13 protein-coding genes are annotated in these 15,829 nt (G+C 62.6%); 9 read left to right on the top strand and 4 right to left on the bottom strand.

The window, feature by feature from the left end; translation table 11 throughout:
* Positions 1-55: 55 nt before the first annotated feature.
* Entirely contained in the window at positions 56-1,030 is a 975-nt protein-coding gene (locus tag WFP78_RS08575) for a universal stress protein (protein WP_089220673.1), read from the top strand.
* Positions 1,031-1,052: 22 nt separating this feature from the next.
* Here WFP78_RS08575 and WFP78_RS08570 read toward each other — a convergent pair whose 3' ends face one another.
* Positions 1,053-1,631: an NAD(P)H-dependent oxidoreductase gene (locus tag WFP78_RS08570; RefSeq protein WP_089220679.1), complete on the bottom strand. Its 579-nt coding sequence runs from the start codon at positions 1,629-1,631 to the stop codon at positions 1,053-1,055.
* Between the two features lie 298 nt (positions 1,632-1,929).
* Between WFP78_RS08570 and WFP78_RS08565 the strand changes: the two genes are divergently transcribed.
* From WFP78_RS08565 to WFP78_RS08550, 4 genes are all read left to right on the top strand, one after another.
* Positions 1,930-3,183, top strand: coding sequence for a metallophosphoesterase family protein (locus WFP78_RS08565; protein ID WP_020819392.1), 1,254 nt, complete (start codon positions 1,930-1,932; stop codon positions 3,181-3,183).
* Positions 3,184-3,186: 3 nt separating this feature from the next.
* Positions 3,187-6,636 carry an ATP-binding protein gene (locus WFP78_RS08560; RefSeq protein WP_020819391.1) on the top strand — a complete coding sequence of 1,150 codons (3,450 nt, stop codon included), beginning with the start codon at positions 3,187-3,189 and terminating at the stop codon, positions 6,634-6,636.
* Positions 6,637-7,000: 364 nt separating this feature from the next.
* Positions 7,001-7,270, top strand: coding sequence for a CopG family ribbon-helix-helix protein (locus WFP78_RS08555; protein WP_020819389.1), 270 nt, complete (start codon positions 7,001-7,003; stop codon positions 7,268-7,270).
* A complete protein-coding gene (locus WFP78_RS08550) occupies positions 7,267-7,560 on the top strand; it encodes a type II toxin-antitoxin system RelE/ParE family toxin (RefSeq protein ID WP_020819388.1) in 294 nt (97 codons plus the stop codon). Before WFP78_RS08555 ends, WFP78_RS08550 begins: the two co-directional genes overlap by 4 nt.
* A 39-nt stretch (positions 7,561-7,599) precedes the next feature.
* On the opposite strand, the gene WFP78_RS08545 is transcribed toward WFP78_RS08550, so the two are convergent.
* Both WFP78_RS08545 and WFP78_RS08540 read right to left on the bottom strand, forming a co-directional pair.
* Entirely contained in the window at positions 7,600-8,043 is a 444-nt protein-coding gene (locus tag WFP78_RS08545; protein WP_020819387.1) for a hypothetical protein, read from the bottom strand.
* Positions 8,040-8,888, bottom strand: a complete 849-nt coding sequence (locus WFP78_RS08540; protein WP_066521295.1) for a DUF7146 domain-containing protein — start codon at positions 8,886-8,888, stop codon at positions 8,040-8,042. Before WFP78_RS08540 ends, WFP78_RS08545 begins: the two co-directional genes overlap by 4 nt.
* Before the next feature lie 171 nt (positions 8,889-9,059).
* Here WFP78_RS08540 and WFP78_RS08535 point away from each other — a divergent pair, with 171 nt between their 5' ends.
* The 4 genes from WFP78_RS08535 to WFP78_RS08520 all read left to right on the top strand — a co-directional run bounded on the left by WFP78_RS08535 (position 9,060) and on the right by WFP78_RS08520 (position 12,924).
* Positions 9,060-9,242, top strand: a complete 183-nt coding sequence (locus WFP78_RS08535; protein WP_020819384.1) for a hypothetical protein — start codon at positions 9,060-9,062, stop codon at positions 9,240-9,242.
* A 207-nt stretch (positions 9,243-9,449) separates the two neighbouring features.
* Positions 9,450-10,646 (top strand): AAA family ATPase, encoded by a 1,197-nt coding sequence (locus WFP78_RS08530; RefSeq protein ID WP_015460581.1) that lies wholly within the window; start codon positions 9,450-9,452, stop codon positions 10,644-10,646.
* A complete protein-coding gene (locus WFP78_RS08525) occupies positions 10,643-11,713 on the top strand; it encodes a ParB/RepB/Spo0J family partition protein (RefSeq protein ID WP_015460580.1) in 1,071 nt (356 codons plus the stop codon). The genes WFP78_RS08530 and WFP78_RS08525 overlap by 4 nt, the downstream gene beginning before the upstream one ends.
* A gap of 80 nt (positions 11,714-11,793) precedes the next feature.
* Positions 11,794-12,924 (top strand): replication initiator protein A, encoded by a 1,131-nt coding sequence (locus WFP78_RS08520; protein ID WP_020819382.1) that lies wholly within the window; start codon positions 11,794-11,796, stop codon positions 12,922-12,924.
* Positions 12,925-14,862: 1,938 nt separating this feature from the next.
* Here WFP78_RS08520 and WFP78_RS08515 read toward each other — a convergent pair.
* On the bottom strand, positions 14,863-15,768 hold the full coding sequence (locus WFP78_RS08515; protein WP_336960633.1) for a hypothetical protein: 906 nt from the start codon (positions 15,766-15,768) through the stop codon (positions 14,863-14,865).
* Between the last annotated feature and the right edge of the window lie 61 nt (positions 15,769-15,829).

The raw sequence follows: 15,829 nt of genomic DNA, 5'->3' as shown, positions 1-15,829 counted from the left end.
GAGCGGCTACCCTTCTGGTAGCTCAGCCCTTCACACCCCCTTCCCTTTGGATCGGATGCGCGGCCGCGCGTGGTCACGCGGGAAAAATGCTGTGGCCCAGTGCCTGATCGCGCAGACTGTCGCCGAGCAGGTAGATTATCTTATGGTATTGGCGGGTGTCTCACCCAAAGCTGTCCGCGCACAATCTCTCATATGCCTTCAAGGAAAGACCATGACCGCGACTTTCGAAACGTTGTTGGCGAGCGACTTCTCCGCACGATGTGATCGGCCGCTTGACCGGGCAGTGCAGATCGCACGCGATCATGGCGGCAAACTGACGATAGCGCACGTCCTGGAGCGGCAAGGCGCACCGTCTGGGCCCGAGACGGTCGAGCGCCTGCGTGCGGAATTGCCGCTCACGGCGCAGGACGCCAATCTGATCGTGCGGTCCGGGTCTGCCCCCAAGATGCTGGCGCAAATAGCGGCGGAACGCGGCAGCGATCTGATCGTGACCGGCGTCGCGCGCTACAACAGCATCGGCGATTATCTGCTGGGCACGGCTGTCGACCATATTGTCCGCAATGCGCAAGCCCCGGTTCTGGTCGTGCGGCGCCGCGCGACGGGACCTTATGAACAGATCGTCGTCGCGACCGATTTTTCAGACTGTTCACGCGCGGCTCTTCTGTCTGCCGCGCAGCTCTTTCCCGCAGCTGACATCACCGTCGTCCATGCCTTCCATGTCCCGTACGAAGCCTGGCTGAAATCGGATGATGTAAAGGAATATGTGCGAACCGAAGCCCAGGAGGGCATGGAGGCGTTCCTTGCCCAGAAGGAACTCGCGTCATTGGCTTCCCGCATCGAAGCCATTGTCGATGAAGGGGAGACAGGCAGCGTCATCATGCGCCAGTTTGAACGCACGAAGTCGCACCTTCTGGTCCTCGGCACCCATGGCCGCAGCGGCTTTGCCCATGCGACGATCGGCAGTCAGGCCGAGGCGTTGCTGTCGGCGGTGAATACCGATGTACTGATGGTACGCGAACCCAGGCCTTGACCACACTGCTCACCCGACAATGCTAGCGAGCAGCGTTCCCAAGCCGGGCGACGGCTCGGAGCCATTTTTCCCCGGACGACGCGCGCCCTTCCACGCTCCCGATAATCGAGTAGCGCACCGGGTGAATTCCGACGAACCGCAGAAGGTTGCGATCGAGGCTCTTGAGGCTATGGGCGCGGAAGAAGAGCCGATAGATGGGCGCGGGCATTCCCATCGTCACGATGATCCGCGCGGATCGACCGGTGAGAAGCTTGGCCGCCGCTCCGACCGAACCCTCCTCGATCGCAAAACCGGGGCGCATGACCTGTTCGAGAAAACCCTTGAGGAGGGCAGGAACGTCTCCGAGCCATAGTGGGTAAAGGATGACCACATGATTCGCCCAGCGAATGTCTGTCTGGGCCTTGTGAATGGCGGCGGCGGGCGCATTGTCCCGCCACTCCCCGGCCGATCGCAAGATAGGGAAATCAAGTTCTGCAATCTCGATCCGGCGCACTTCATGGCCTGCCGCCTCGCCGCCCGCCGCATAGGCATCCGCAAGCGCATGAACGTACCGGGTCCCGTTTGGGTCGGGATGCCCATCGATAATCGTGATGCGGGTCATGACATCTCCTGAATCCGCCATCCACGCATCGTCGTGCAATTGGGATTATCCCGGAGTGTCGGTGGCGACAGGCACCGGCCAGCCGAGATGAAATCACTTGAGCTATGAGGGGGAGCGTTTCTTCCTCGCAAGAGTCGGGAAACTGGCGGAGGAACCCTGATTACAATACATGCGACTGTGCGGAACGCATGGCCAATAGCTCTGCGGCCATGTTGGGGGTGTTCTCCCATGGGGCACTACACAAACGGAGGATCGCGGTGACCCAGAGAATATCGCCGCTTTCGAGGGGGGAAGAGTTTTGAGCGATTTTCGTTTCCTGCATGCCGCCGACATTCATCTCGACAGCCCGCTCCATGGCCTGTCGAGATATGAAGGTCTGCCCGAGGACGACATAAGAGGAGCCACCCGCGCGGCTTTCGACAATCTGGTACAACGCGCCATCGACGAAGATGTCGATTTCGTCGTGATCGCTGGCGACCTCTTCGACGGTGAGTGGAAGGACATGAGCACCGGCCTCTATTTCGCCCGCGCCATGGGCCGCCTGGATCGGGCCGAAATCCCGGTGTTCCTTCTCGCCGGCAACCATGATGCCGCCTCCGTCATCACCCGCAGCATTCCCTGGCCGCCCAATGTCCGCCTGTTCAGCGCGCGCCGACCGGAAACCCATCTGCTTGCCGAGCTCCAGGTCGCGGTCCACGGACAGAGCTTCTCGACACCGGCTGTCACCGACAATCTCGTTCCGTCCTATCCCGCCGCTGCGGAGCATCACTTCAATATCGGGATGCTGCACACCGCGCTGGCAGGCCGGAAGGGCCACGCCGATTACGCGCCCTGCAGCCTGGATGATCTCAAAGCCAAGCAATACGACTACTGGGCGCTCGGCCATGTCCATCAACACGAGATCGTGTGCGAGGCGCCTCATGTCGTCTTCCCGGGCAACATCCAGGGTCGCACGATCCGCGAGACGGGCCCCAAGGGCGCGGTGATCGTCACCGTGGAGGATGGTCAGGTTTCCTCCATCGATCGATTGGATCTGGATGTGATCCGCTGGCTCGCGGTCGATATCGACTGTACCGACGTGCCGGCCGATAGCATTGCGGAACGCATGCGCTCGGCGCTTCTTGAAGCGTGGCAGCACGGCGGCGATGGATTGCCGCTCGTTACGCGGCTTGTGCTGACGGGCGAGACCGACAGCGCCGGCGCGCTCATCGACAGCGCCGCGGACCTGCGCGACGTCGCGCGCGCCGTGGCCGCTTCGATCTCGCCCAATCTCTTCATCGAGAAAGTGAAGCTGCTCGTGACGAAGCCCGCCGCCGCCGGTGAGGTGATTGTCGGCGACGATCTCGCTGCCTTGATCGATCGGGCCGCCACCGATCCTCAACTGCACGAACTGCTGGCCGCGGACCTTGCGCCCTTCCTGCTCGCGGCGCAGAGCCTGCTCCCCGATGCCGACGAAGCGGACCTTCGCCGCTATGCCGGCGACGGCAAGTGGGACGCGGTCATCGGAACCGCCGCCCAGGCGCTCCGCTCGCGTTTGACGAAGGGGGACTGAGCGATGCGGTTCGCCACCCTGTCACTCGAGCGTTATGGTCGTTTCGAGGATTGCGAGCTTTCCTTTCGCCAAGGCGAGCCCGATCTTCACGTGGTGTACGGCGCCAACGAAGCGGGAAAATCGACCTCGCTTGCGGCGGTCTCCGATCTGTTGTTCGGTTTCCCGGCACGGTCTCCCTACAACTTCGTCTACGACTACGCCCTGCTGCGCGTTGGGGCCGTGCTCGAGGACGAGGGGCACAGCTTCGCTTGTCGCCGCAAGAAGGGGACGGCCGGGACACTGATCGATGCCGAGGATCGTCTCCTCGACGAAGCTATGCTGCTCGCCATGCTGCGGGGGCAGACGCGCGAGACATTCGCACTCTCCTTCAGCCTCGACCAGGATGGCCTGCGAGCGGGCGGGCGGGCCATGGTCGAGGCCCGCAACGACCTGGGCCGAGCCCTCTTTGCCGCAGGCTCCGGGCTCACGGGTGTTGCGGACGAATTGGCTCGCCTCGAGAGCGAAGCCGATGCGATCTGGGGACAACGCGCCGCGGCGAGGCGGAGCTTCACGCAGGCCCAACGCGATTTCGAAGCGCAGACCCGAGCAGTCCGGGACCAGGCCCTCAAGCCGAAGGCTTGGCTCGATGCCAAAGGCGCGGTCGCGGACGCCCAGCAGATGCTCGAAGAGGTTCAGCGGCGGCGCGACGAAGTTCTTGCCGAGGTCAGCCGCCTCGAGCGCATCCGCCGGATTGCGCCTGCCGTCCGTCTTCGCAGCGACCATCTCGCGGCGCTTGCCGCCCACATGGATACGATTGATATCGGGCCGCAGCGCGAGCACGCCGCCGAAGCGGCAATGGCCGAGATGGAGGCCGCTTCGCGTGCAAGGGCCGCCGCGCAGAATCTGGTGAACGAAGCCCGGGCACAGATCGAGGCGCTTTCTCCTGATCCGTCGGTCCTCGCCCACGACGCCGAAATCGACGCGCTGATCGCTTCGTCGGGCGCGGTGACAAAGGGTCAACAGGACTTAGCGCGTCTGAGCGAGGAGCGATCCGCATCGGGAGGTCTTGTCGCCCGGCTCCGCGCCGAAGCCGGCGCGCTCGCCTCCGATCCCCCCACCCGGATCGTAAGTTCCAGACTGCGCGAAATCGCGCTCGGTCATGCCGAGGATCTCGCGGCGCTCCGGCAGATCGACGAGAGTGAGCAGGACCTGGCTGAAAGGCGTGTCGCGATCGAGCGGAAGATTGCGGATCGCCCCCAAACAGGAAATCTGACCGCGATCGTAACGGCGATCGACCTTGCCAGGACCCTCGGGGCCGATGCGGACGCGCGCTGCGAACTGGCGCAGCGCAAAGCCGACCGGGCCGCGGCCAGCCTGGACGTGGCGCTCGCTCGGCTCACGCCCTGGAGCGGGGACGCATCGGCCCTGGCCGCGCTTCCCAGACTGGCACGGCACGAAATCGAAGACGTGCGATCCGTCCTTGCCGAGGCCGAGACCGATCTGCAGCGGGCAACAGACGCCGCTTCGCGCGCCCGCGAAGAGGCCGAGGCGCTCTCGCTCGAAATGGAGCAGCTCTCGTCGGGCGCTGCGGTGGCTGACGAGGAGATCACCGCGGTTCGAAGCGAGCGCGACGCGTTCTGGCGACCGCTGCGCGCGCACATGCGGCAAGGCATGGCCCTCCCCTCCCCTGATGAAGCTGTCGATGCTTATGAGACGGCAGTCGCTCGAGCAGATGAACGCGGAGATGCCCGCTACGCCGCCGCCGACGAGTCGAGCCGTCTGACGGTCATGGGTCAACGCCGGACCAGGCTCCTTCTGGCCGCTGACCAGGCGGACACGCGCGCGCAGGCGGCAAGCGATCGTCGCGAAAGCGCGCTGACGGGCTGGGCACGAAAGTTGGCGGAGGCGGGCTTTCCGGCGTTGGAGCCCAATCGGTTCCTCGGTTGGGTGTCCGAGCGGGAAACGGCTGAAGCAGCACATCAGGAGGCAATCGATGCCCACGACGATGCCAGGGCGATCGTTGCGCGGCGCAATGAATTGCGTGCCAGCCTGGTCGCCGCCCTCGCAGACGAGTCGGTGCCCAAGGGAGAAGACCTCCTGCCGCTGCTCGCCTTCGCCACACGGATTCGGCAAGCCGGCGAGGCGGCCGCCGAGCAGCACAGACTCGACGAGGCCGCACTCGTACAAATCGGGCAGGATGCGGAAGGTCTGCAGCGCCGCCGCACGCGTGTCGATGAGAGTATGGCGACGCGGATGGAGGCCTGGCGCGCGCTGCTGGTCGAAGCGGACATCGATCTCGACATAGCCAGCGCTCCGGCAACTCTCGACGTCCTGGACGAGCTCAGAGCCGCGATTGCCGCGCAGCGAGACCTGCAGACACGCATCGACGGCATAGCGAGAGACGCGCGTGAACATGACGAAAGCGTTGCGGCCCTAACCGAAAGGCTGGGGATTGCCGCCTCGGGCGGCGGAGTGACGCTACTCGAAGGGATGCGGGCCCGGCTCTCGGCGGCGCGCTCGACCGCAAGCGTCCTGGAGGCACTCGAGGAAAGCATTGCCGGCCGAAGCGCTGAGATGGCGGCCGAAGACGCACGGCATGCTGCGGCCTGGGCTTCGCTGACCGCGCTTCTGGAGGAGACGGGCGCTACCGACCTGCAGGGCCTGGGTGCGGCCATCGAGCGTTCGCGAGCAGCGCGCGCCCTGCGCCACGCGGTCAGCGAAGCGGAAGCCGCGATCGTCGCGGCGGGCGACGGCAAGGGACTGGATGAGCTTGTCGCGTCCCTGGAAGACGTCGATGCTGACGGTCTGGCCGTCCGAATCCAGTCGCTCTCGGGGCAGCTGACCCAGCTCAACGATGAGGTTGCCACTGCCGCAAGCGCCCACGGCGATGCCAGGAGAGTCTTTGCCGGTCTGGAGGCGCAAAGCGGCTCGTCCGCCGACGCGGCCTCGGATGCCGAGCAGGCCCGGGCCGAGCTCGCTGTTCTTGCCGAAGATTTTATCCTGAAGCGAACCGAGGCCGTCACGCTACGCTGGGCGATTGAACAATATCGCGAGCGCCATCAGGATCCCATGCTGCTGCGCGCAAGCGAGATCTTCCGCCGGCTGACGATCGGGCGGTATGCGGCGCTGCGGATCGACAGCGACGGACCCAATTCACGGCTCCTGGGGTTGCGCGACGATGGCAGGACCGTGGTGGACGTCGGGGCGATGAGCGAGGGAACCACGGACCAGCTCTTTCTCGCGCTTCGCCTCGCAGCTGTCGAGCAATCCATCGCGGCCGGTGTTCGCCTGCCCTTCCTCGCGGACGACTTGTTCGTCAATTTCGACGATGAGCGTTCCGAGGCCGGTTTCAGGGTGCTGGCGGAACTCGCGCGATCGACGCAGGTGCTGTTCTTCACCCATCACCCCCATCTGGCGGCGATCGCCCGATCTGTCGTCGGCGAAGACCTTCACTCGGAATGCTCCCTGGCCTGAGACAGCCGAGCGACCTTCAGATCAAGCCGCCCTGGACTGGCTGTTCGAATCCGGAACGCGCTGCTCCGACACTCTTTCGGCGCTTTGTGTACGCAACCTGCAGCGGCACCTGTCCTCGTCCCATTCGATGCGCGCCAGCGAATATCGGTGCCGCTGGCAATTGCCCGACGGCTTCGATCTAAGGCCGCATGACGTGGCGGAGGCTGCGGAAATGCGGCAGCGGGTCAAGGACGCCTTGAAGGACGGCAAATAGCGGAGCGCGGCCTCCAGCGCCTTCGCCCGGTTCTCGACTCCACGGCTCCCCAACTTGCGTTTTCTCGTCAGTATGATTATATTTTAATCGGACTGATAACAGGTGATAAACATGGCGACCGAGACGAAGGTATTGACCGCGCATGTCCCTCTGGGGCTCGCGGAAAAGGTTGAAGCAATGGCCTCGCGACTCGAACGCTCGCGCGGCTGGGTGGTGAAGCAAGCGCTCGCCGCCTGGGTCGATCAGGAGGAGGAGCGTCACCGGATGACGCTCGAAGCCCTGGAGGATGTCGATGCCGGACGGGTGATCGACCACCAGGCGATCACGGCATGGGCCGACAGCCTTGGGACGGACAAGCCGCTACCCTCGCCGGTCAAATGAAGATCCAGTGGACCAGCAAGGCGTCGTCGGACCTTGTGCGACTGCACGAGCATCTGGGTCCGGTCGCCCCCGAAGCGGCGGCGCGCGTGGTCCAGCAACTCGCCCACGCACCGGATCGGCTGATCGATTATCCGAGGATCGGCGAGAAGCTGGAAGCCTATGAGCCGCGCGAGGTCCGCCGGATCATCGTCGGCAACTACGAGATGCGCTACGAGATCGCGGCCGGAACGATCTTCATACTGCGCCTCTGGCATTGCCGCGAAAACCGCAACTTCGAATCGGAGCAGTAGCGAGGATGCGATCGACCACCGCCGCAGTCGCTTCTATCCTCAGACCAGACCGAAATCCTGAAATTCAACCTGCCGCAGTCGGCCGGACAGCCATTTCAGAGTAGCTCTCACGGGTTCCGCCAGTCCCGGTTGACCGACGATGGCACCAGGAATGTGGTCGGCTTCGATCCGCTGAAAAACTTGCACTTCGGCTTCACGGTCGGTGGGAAAATGGGGTGCGAGGTCTCGCCTCTCCTCTTCGCCGCCAGCGAACCTCGGCTCGCTCACGCACAAAATCGAAACAGAGACGGCGTCTTTGTTTCCGTCCAATCGGCCGTAATCACTGGCGTATGCCAAATGATCGGCTGCTGCCAGATCGCGGCGCGGCCATAAGCCATGCTTCACGACCCCAGTGAGATTCGCAGCTTGGGTGAAATGCAGCAGGAACCGCACGTCGCGGTCCAGGGCGATCGAGCGGATATGCGTCCTGCGGGCCTCGTTCATCGCAATGATCCCATAGACGCCTCCAATACCTCCGCCCAGTCTTTGACGCCGCGCGGCGCCATCCACGTTATCTCAAGACCGGGCCGAGCATATCGCAACGCCGCGCGTGCCGCCGCCAGTTCACCTTCGGCGTCATTGTCGACGGCGAGGATCAAGGATGTCAGACCTTGCGGCAGCAGGATCTGATCGAGACGCCGTGCACCCAAGCTCGCCCAGCAGGGAGCTCCTTGAATGAGGGTGAAGGCCCGCGCGGTTTCGAAGCCCTCGGCAAGCGCCAGGCAAGAAGCCGCCCGCCCTCCCCCTTGCCATGCCCCCTGCCCTGGCCGCCCCAGCATGAGCTTCATGCGGTACTTGCCGGTTTCCCGGTCGAGGAAGATGCGCTGGATGGCAGTCAGTCGCCGCCCTTCGCGCACGGCCACGAGCAAGGCGGGATGGAACGTGGTCCAGGGCTTGGGACGATAAGGACAGCGTGGATGAAATCGGAGATCATCGGTAGGCGGCTCGAGATGCCGCAGCGTCAGGTAACGCTCAGCGAGAGTGCCCGGGATCGGAAGCCCCTCCTCCCAGAGCCGTGCGGCATTGCCCGAAGCGCGCGCGGGCATGTCCCGGTAGGAGTAGTGTTGCCGGATCGGTATCCGGCGCAATTCGCGCAGGACATCTTCGCGATCACAACCGGCAAAGCAAGTGACAAGAATACCGCGATCGCCCTGACGGATCGAGAGGCTTGGTGTGCTATCAGCATGCGCCGGGCACAGGCACATGGCGGTGCGGCCATGCCAGGTGCCACCGAGAGCACCTACGAGATCGATGAGTTCCTGGGATGGTCGTCGGGCTGTAAGCGGCATGGCATTCCTCCTGCTTGCATGCCCCTGCCCCTCTCCCTCTTTCTCCCGGCCATCAGATCGCGGTCCATCTGTGCTCCGGGCTGCGTGCGCGGATCGAGGAAGCGCGAATAGCCACCGGGGTGCACGGCCGGTTTGCGGATGGGATTTCCTGCGAGCGGAATGAATGCCTCGATGGCGGTGGGCCTTGTCGCCGCCTATTCGAGCGCCAGGAGAACATCGTCAGCGGCAGTTCTGGCCCTGTCCGATTCGTGGACCACCGCCAACTCGGATGCCGCCGGGAAGGAATTTGAGTTCCATTCTCGAAGCGGCGACAAGACCGATCTATGCTTGCCGCCAATTCTGGCGATCACTTGATTCGCATGGAAACCGGAGCTTGTCCGTTCGCCCGGAATGATCCCGGACTCTCCATCTGAGAGCAGCGTTGTCCTTGCATGATGGCGCCAGCTGCTACCAATTTGACTAACCACCATCCTTTTGGCATAGCTGTCCGGGATAAGGGGTCTTTTTTCGACCTTTTTCACGAACCAAGGCCAATTTGGGTTGAGAAGGGGGACAACGCCCATGCTGTCGGGTCAGATTCTCGATGCGATGATCACCTCGTGCGAGAATGCAAAAACCGTTCTGCGGCAAGCGGCGATAGATCCATCCGACAGGAAAACCCTCAATATTTCAATGGGGGCCTCGGTCGCCGCGGAGTTTCTGGGGAGGACGCCCGAAGCCCTGTCCAAGGCGGAAGCGCGTGGACGCCTTCCTGCGCCGAAGACGTCCGCCAACGGGCGCAGATATTACACGGTCGAGGATTTGATCGCGATTCGCGAAGCGCTCGGTATCAAGATGGGCAAATTGCCGTCCGAGCGAGCGGTCGTCGTGGCCGTGCAGAATTTCAAGGGCGGTGTCAGCAAATCGACCACGGGCAAGCACCTTGCCGATTATCTTGCCCTGCGGGGTTACCGGGTTCTTGTCGTGGACTGCGATCCCCAGGCTTCGATGAGCGTGATGTTCGACGTCAATCTCGAGGCCTTGGTCGACGAGACCCATACGCTGTCGAATTTCCTGTCGCCGCGCATCGACGAAGCGGATTCGCTGCGCAAGACGATCCAGAAGACAGCCTGGCCCAATATCGACATCTGCCCGGCGAACCTCGGCCTGCAGGACACCGAATGGGAACTGACCGCGACGATCGAGGAAGGACCGACAGCGATCGCGGGCGCGTTCCGCATGCTGCGGATCGGACTGGAGGAAGTTCGTCACGACTATGACGTCGTCATTCTCGACCCTCCCCCGGCCATGGGGTTTCTCGGCGTGAACACGCTGACTGCGGCCGATGGCCTGTTGATCCCCGTCCCTGCCCGGCAGCTCGACTATCTGTCGACCATTCATTTCATGCAGACCTGCCGCGAGGCGATGGATCTCGTCTCCAAGTTCGACACGTCGATCGACTATGGCTTCATTCGGGTCGTCTGCACGATGTTCCAGCCCAGTCGCACGAACGAGGCGCAGATGCTCCAGGTCATGGAGAAGACCTACGCCGGACAAATGCTCTCGACACCGATTCTGCTCTCGGAAGAGATCAAGAATGCGGGACTTTCGATGTCTTCGATTTACGAGATCAACAAACCCTACGGCTCGCATCAGACCTATGTTCGCTGCCGCGACAATCTCAACATGGTCTTCCGCGAGGTAGAGAAAGACATCTGCAAGCAGTGGCCATCGCGGATGGCGCAGCTTGGCACCGATCGGTTGACGGAGGCCGCATGAGCAGCGCGGGGGGCAGACGGCGGAGTCTCTTGGCGAACGCCATCGAAAGCATCGGCACGACACCGCCCCCGACACGCGCGGCCGATGGTCCCGTCGCCGGGGATCACGCGGATCGAGAAAAGCCCGCCGAAGAACCGGCGACACCGTCCTTCCTCGAACGGCGCGGGGTTGCGTTCGATGAGATCGCGCGCACCGTCAAGCGCCTCACCATTCGCCTGAAGCCGTCGGAATGCTCGATCTGGCCAGGCAATGCGCGCGACTATGCGGCGCTTAGCTATGACCGCTGCGCCTCCCTGATTGAATCGATCAGGGAGGAAGGAACCAATCGCGAACCGGTGGTCGTCAGGCGAACCCCCAATGCCGAACAGCCCTATGAGCTGATCGTCGGCACACGTCGTCATTTTTCGATCTCCTGGCTCCATGCGAACAACCATAGCGAGATCGAACTCGTAGCCCGGATCGAAACGCTCGATGACGAAGGCGCCTTCCGTCTCGCGGACCTGGAAAACCGGGAGCGCGAGGACGTCACCGATCTCGAGCGGGCCCGAAATTATCGGCACGCGGTGGAAGCCTATTATAATGGCGTCAGGGCGCAGATGGCCGAGCGCCTGGCGATCCCCAAGCAGAATCTTCACAATCTGCTGCAACTCGCCGAACTCCCCGACGAGGTGGTGAGCGCATTTGCGGAACCAGGCGACCTGAAGGTCCGTCACGGCATGCGCCTGTCGCCGCTCATCAAGGATGAGCGCTATCGCGACGCCATTCTCGGTGAGGCGGCCATAATCGCCGCCGAGCAGAAAGAGCTGCTGGCCGCCGGCGCGGAAAAGATCGAGGGCAGCAAAGTCTGCGAACGCCTGGCCGCGGCCGTGACACCTTCCAGGCCTGCGCCTTCGCCAAAGGCGAAGCCGGCTCTGACGGCAGCTTCGGGCAAGGAGATCGGACAAGTTCTCGCCGATACCAAGGCGAAGGGCATCACGATCAACATCAATCCAAAAGGCCGCGCATCGGTCGATGAGATTCTGGACGCACTGCGTCCGGTCATCGAGAGCGCGAGATTTGCGCGATAATGAGAATCCACAATAAATCTTTTATTTTCAAATCGTTATGATGGAGTAAAACGCGTTTTACGCGTGTTGCAGGACATGAGATGCCACAGGACTACCGCGAAGACGGTCAAGTAGACCTCTTTCTGCCGCAACTGACGGCACTGCCGCTTCGCGACCAGCGCGAAACGATGGAACGCCCATTCTTTTCCCTGTCCAAGCGCAAGCGCCTGAAGCCGATCGACTATGTCAGTCCGGACCGAAAAGTTACCGTCCATGTTTCGGCCAACTCGGAATATGGCCTCGCCACGATCTACGATCTCGACATCCTGATCTACTGCGCCTCGGTGCTCATCGAACATAAGCGCCGCGGTGCGAACGACATTCCGCAAACCTTGAACGTCGTGCCCTACGACATGCTCAGGACACTCAAACGCGAGGTCGGCGGCCGAGCCTATGACTTGCTGGGCAATGCGCTTGACCGTCTGCAGTCAACCACGGTGAAGACCAATATCCGCTCGGGCGACGCTGTCGAAACCACTTTCTCCTGGATCGACAGCTACAGTCAGCTCAAGGACCGCACGGGCAACGTGCGAGGTATGCGCATCACCCTCGCCAAGTGGTTTTACGACGGCGTGCTGATGGAAGGCGGCGTCCTCGCGATCGATCCCGCCTATTTCTCGCTCACCGGGGGGAGAGAACGCTGGCTGTACCGGGTTGCGCGCAAGCACGCCGGCGGCGCCGGAACGGACGGCTTCGCGATCTCCATGCCGACGCTGTTCGAAAAATCGGGCGCGGAAGGTGACTATCGTCGCTTCAAATTCGAGATGACCAAGATCGTCCGGGAAAACGCGCTGCCGGGTTACGCGCTCGAACTGGAATTGCGCGCAGAGGCCGAACCGTTCCTGCGCATGGTCAGGCGCAACCTCACGAGCGAACCCGGAGCCCCCTCCCCTGCCCTGGTCCAGACTGCACCCACGCCTGGCCGGGCTACTCCTTCCGCACAAGACAAGGCGATCGACGAACCGCCGATCGCCTTCCCGGAATATGGACATATCGCCCATAGCGCCTTTGGCGCCATCGCACGGGCCAACCTGCCCGAACCGCAGCGTGACCACGGCATGGTCGCCGACGACTTTCGGTCATTCCTGAGGCAGCGCGAAATCGCATACGACGCCAGGAACATCACGCAGATCTTCGCAACATTCTGTTCGAAGCAACGCGCGGCGCTGTAGCGCGCTACAGCGCCGCTTCGAACAGCGCGGCCTTTCAGGAACAACCTTCCGCTACCCGAGTTGCGCATAGTTCTTGCGTTCCTGAAGTACCGACGGACAAGGGCCGGCAGTTGCGCGGCCCCTCCCCACCGAGCACCCCGTCCTACCGGGACGCTATCCCATAGAATATGAGATCTCAGCCATGACGCGGGGCTCAGCGGCCGGGCGTTGCCGCCATTATTTTCGCCTATTACGCTGTGCGGGCCGAAGTCACAGCCACCTTGGCCAAGCCGTTACGTCCTTCCGGGCCAGGCTCGGGCATCGATCATCCCACCAGTTGACCGGCGCCGGGTACATCAGGAACGCGGACACCCTTTCGATCATCGCACGTCGTTTCCAAGCAACCAGGATATAAGCCGGATAAAGCAGATGGCGGGTCAATCTCGTGCCGGCGCTTCCTGGAACGAGAGGGAAGGGAAGGGGGGAACGCTGCGATCGTTCATCGAGATCGGCTCCGCGGCAATCGATCAGGCGTTCCTGAAATACCGTGCGGAGGAAAACTCCGCCGCCTCGGTCCGCCATGGCAGACGAGATCAAACGGCCGAGCCCAATAGGCGGCCGTTCCCAAAGTACCGCGCCATCGACGTGTATTCACGCCTCGCCAGGCCCGGAGATGATGGCCCGGCGACCGCCGTTTCAAGCGCCCGGCAGCCAGTCATTGAAGTTCAAACCAGAGCGAAACTCCGCTCCAGAGGCTGGCCGCCTGTCTCGATCGGCCCTTCGTTCCTAATATACCGTGGGAGAGTCGGGAGGCCTTGCCGATTTCCCGGCCAGCAAGTGCCCGAGTGTCATGATCGCGGCTACAAGAGTGGCTATCAACTGTGTCCGCCTGTGTCGTCAGGAAGCTCAAAACTCCGGGAAATCAGGGATGTAGCATCGAGTAAAACGCGTTTTACCGCCCTTTCCGCCCCGATCTCCAATGACCCGCCCACACGGTATTTCAGGAACGGCGCACGGTACATTGGGAACCGAATCACGGTCCAATGGGAACACCGCACAGGGTATTTCAGGAACGGTCAGACGGTATTACGGGAACGCGCTGAATTCCCCGACTCGTGATGAATCCATGAGTCGCGTCCGGCGCATCCACAGCCTAACTTTCTATCTTTATTTCTAAAGGAATTAACGGCGCCTGCGGCGCTTCTCCCTTTCTTTGAAAAGATTGAAGGGGGAGGGGACGCCATCGGCAAGCACCGAACACAATGACAAGGCCCAGTGCCCGATCTCGCACGAGCATAGAGCATCCAGAGGATGGCGTTCAACATCCGCTGCCGAACCGTGCATCGCCCGCCTCCCGATCAATCAGCGCGACAACACTCGACGATGCGCACTCGAAGCTGGTCCCATCATCTTGGCTACCCTGCCTTGATTCCCGCGGACGATGGCGGACGAGATCCCGGTTCACCTCATCCTGTCGCCTGACCTACCTCATCACCGGGTCTGCCTCGACGCCTTCGAAAGAATCGAATGTCGGCGAGCCCAGATCGAAGTCCAAACTCTCGAGGGCCTGTTGGAAGCCTGGATCTACCTCGATGCTGAACGTCTGCCATCGAACGGGCATCCAGCTGGCGTAGCGCTCACGCGACATCACCTCGTTCGATCAGCTTGTGAAATGTTAGGGTACATACCGCCGAAGCCAGGGTGCTTCATATCCAGCGCACCCCTCAAAATCGGAACAAACCGAGAAATAGTCCTAAAACGCCGCCAGAGCCTTACCAGGCGCTTTTGGGCCTTCTGGCATCCACGGCCTCATGAATAGCGTCAAATCGCTCTGTGCGGGCGTCTGGCTGGGCCGTATTTTGGGCCAGTTGTCACAAGTTTGTGATCAAAATCAGAGCGCACATGATTGTGAACCCCACTTGCTCCCACCGCAAATTCGCATTTGATTCGCAACACCTGTCATGGCGACGAAAGCTTTGGCCCGCGCGCGCTTGTAAGCAGCTTGTCGATGGCGGCCATTTCCTGATCAAATGCATCGAAAGCCACGGTGAGGTCGCGGCTCGCGGGCAGGGGAGGGGGCTCCTTCGCCGGACGGCCGCGCTTCGGTGCTGCATAACCGAATTCGACCGCAAGGTCCGGTGGCAGAAACAGCCGCCAGCTGCGCCGCTGGGTAATCTCGACCAGAAGATCCGCGGCGACGGCCCGCTCCAGCAGCTTGCTCGCTCCGGCGACGCTGAGGGCCAGCGCATCGGCAACTCCCTGGGGCGATAGCAGCGGGCGATGATGCGTGAGCGCGAGCAGCCGGGGGAGGGCGCCCGGACGGAACGCTTCGACGATCGCGCGTTGGGCGTTGCGATGAAATTTCTCCAGATCGTGAAGCCGTTCCAGACCCTCGCGCGCCGATCGTTCGAGCGCCCGCAACACCGCCAGCCAATCATCGGCGTCGGGTTTGCGCTTCAGCCGGAACGCCTTGGCGCCGCCGGCGAGGCAGGGGAGGGTGCTCGCGGAGAGGCCGCTATCGCGTAGCGCGAACGGCAGGCCGAGCCAGGGCAGGATGCCGCCATCCGCCAGCGCGTGTTGGCGGACCTGATCGAGCGCGCGGACGAGGGCAGGGTGCTGCGTGGCAACCGCCGGCGCGCTGATGGCGGTGGGCAGCGTATCGCGCCAGGCGAGCGGGTCGGGATCGGCGAGCGCCGCGGCCCACGCATCGAAGCGGTCGAACAGGTCGAGGGTGGTCGAGCGCAGCGGCCGGCCGGGGATCTGGAGCCCGCAACCCCAGGAAAATACGTCGATTTCGTCGACCTCGGCCGATTGCAGTTGCAGCGCTGTCAGCCGACAAAATAGGCTACATTTCAATAATATCATGTAATATCAATATATTACATCGGATGCTCTGCGAGTAATTCTGTCTAGGGCAATATACACG

Origin of the sequence: Sphingobium aquiterrae (genome assembly GCF_037154135.1) — a bacterium.
Taxonomy (GTDB): Bacteria; Pseudomonadota; Alphaproteobacteria; order Sphingomonadales; family Sphingomonadaceae; genus Sphingobium; species Sphingobium aquiterrae.
The sequence above is the reverse complement of the archived record's forward strand: the minus strand, read 5'-3'. Positions and strand labels throughout refer to the sequence as shown.

Coding starts and splice junctions, on each gene's coding strand:
- WFP78_RS08575 (WP_089220673.1), top strand. CDS start 56: ATGCGCGGCCGCGCGTGGTCACGCGGGAAAAATGCTGTGGCCCAGTGC.
- WFP78_RS08570 (WP_089220679.1), bottom strand. CDS start 1,631: ATGACCCGCATCACGATTATCGATGGGCATCCCGACCCAAACGGGACC.
- WFP78_RS08560 (WP_020819391.1), top strand. CDS start 3,187: ATGCGGTTCGCCACCCTGTCACTCGAGCGTTATGGTCGTTTCGAGGAT.
- WFP78_RS08555 (WP_020819389.1), top strand. CDS start 7,001: ATGGCGACCGAGACGAAGGTATTGACCGCGCATGTCCCTCTGGGGCTC.
- WFP78_RS08550 (WP_020819388.1), top strand. CDS start 7,267: ATGAAGATCCAGTGGACCAGCAAGGCGTCGTCGGACCTTGTGCGACTG.
- WFP78_RS08545 (WP_020819387.1), bottom strand. CDS start 8,043: ATGAACGAGGCCCGCAGGACGCATATCCGCTCGATCGCCCTGGACCGC.
- WFP78_RS08540 (WP_066521295.1), bottom strand. CDS start 8,888: ATGCCGCTTACAGCCCGACGACCATCCCAGGAACTCATCGATCTCGTA.
- WFP78_RS08535 (WP_020819384.1), top strand. CDS start 9,060: ATGGCGGTGGGCCTTGTCGCCGCCTATTCGAGCGCCAGGAGAACATCG.
- WFP78_RS08530 (WP_015460581.1), top strand. CDS start 9,450: ATGCTGTCGGGTCAGATTCTCGATGCGATGATCACCTCGTGCGAGAAT.
- WFP78_RS08525 (WP_015460580.1), top strand. CDS start 10,643: ATGAGCAGCGCGGGGGGCAGACGGCGGAGTCTCTTGGCGAACGCCATC.
- WFP78_RS08520 (WP_020819382.1), top strand. CDS start 11,794: ATGCCACAGGACTACCGCGAAGACGGTCAAGTAGACCTCTTTCTGCCG.
- WFP78_RS08515 (WP_336960633.1), bottom strand. CDS start 15,768: ATGATATTATTGAAATGTAGCCTATTTTGTCGGCTGACAGCGCTGCAA.